Source organism: Clostridium sp. AM49-4BH, from assembly GCF_003478335.1.
Lineage (GTDB): Bacteria > Bacillota > Clostridia > Lachnospirales > Lachnospiraceae > Butyribacter.
In genome coordinates this window covers 1-883 of the sequence record NZ_QUFB01000132.1, presented here as the reverse complement: position 1 = coordinate 883, position 883 = coordinate 1, and the positions used below count along the sequence as shown (strand labels likewise).

Sequence of the window (883 nt, the reverse complement as noted above, 5' to 3'; positions counted from 1 at the left end):
TTTACACAGATGGCGGCAGTAGTACAGTAATTCGCTACTTGTTGATGAGATATTTTTATTCCATGAATGTCTCGGAGAGCTTGAGCGGTTTTTCGCAAAGAGAGACCTAAGTTGACACGATAGGTTAAGCACAGTGACATGGTGTAGGAATCGTGCCTCTTAAAATTTAAGGAAGACGCGTTTTTAGGAAGAGAAGATAAATCCATCTTAAAAAAATCTATCGTAAATTCGCGGTAGATGTAGTGGAGTTTATATTTGCTTTTTCCATGTTTTTCATCTAAATGTTCTCTATCAACTTTTTTAAGATTATGAAGATAGTAAGGGCATTTAAGGTTTCTGCATTTGTGAATGATAAAGTGCTTTCTACTCTTGATAGGTTCCAGTGTTCTGGAGCAGTGAGGGCAACGAAGGGAAGTGGTTTTTGTGAATCGATTTTCGTTAAGGTTGAATTTAGTGTCACAAACCTTACACCAGATTTGTCCTTTAGAACCATTGTTTTTGTAAAGATAAATCTTTGGAGCGTTGCAACGAGGGCAGGAGCAATCGTCAGGGATGTTGCAGCCTGAGCGACGATGCACAGGTTTGATTTTCTTACCATACTTCCATTCTAAGTATGGAAGTAGAAGACGATAATCCCAAGACTCGTAGTGAAGAATTTTAGGGAGTTCATCTATCTTGAACTTTTGATATTTAGGAGAATGAGAGTCATCAAAAGCCCACTGCTTTAGTGGGATGTATCTGCAAATAAAATTCAATAACTGACCAATAATTTTGCGTTGGTAATTGATGTAATTTAATAAATAAAGTATAATGTCCATGAGCAATAACCTCGTTTCTTGTTTTGTTGGTTTGGCGATTGACATTATACCAGAAAATAGGGGGG

1 protein-coding gene is annotated in these 883 nt (G+C 37.3%); it reads right to left on the bottom strand.

Translation table 11 applies throughout. The annotated features are described in order from the left end of the window. Positions 1–277: 277 nt before the first annotated feature. Positions 278–598 carry a hypothetical protein gene (locus DW981_RS16315; RefSeq protein ID WP_182434318.1) on the bottom strand — a complete coding sequence of 107 codons (321 nt, stop codon included), beginning with the start codon at positions 596–598 and terminating at the stop codon, positions 278–280. Between the last annotated feature and the right edge of the window lie 285 nt (positions 599–883).

Bases quoted from the DNA above. Each gene is read 5' to 3' on its own strand.
- DW981_RS16315 (WP_182434318.1), bottom strand. From the start codon at position 598: ATGGTAAGAAAATCAAACCTGTGCATCGTCGCTCAGGCTGCAACATCC.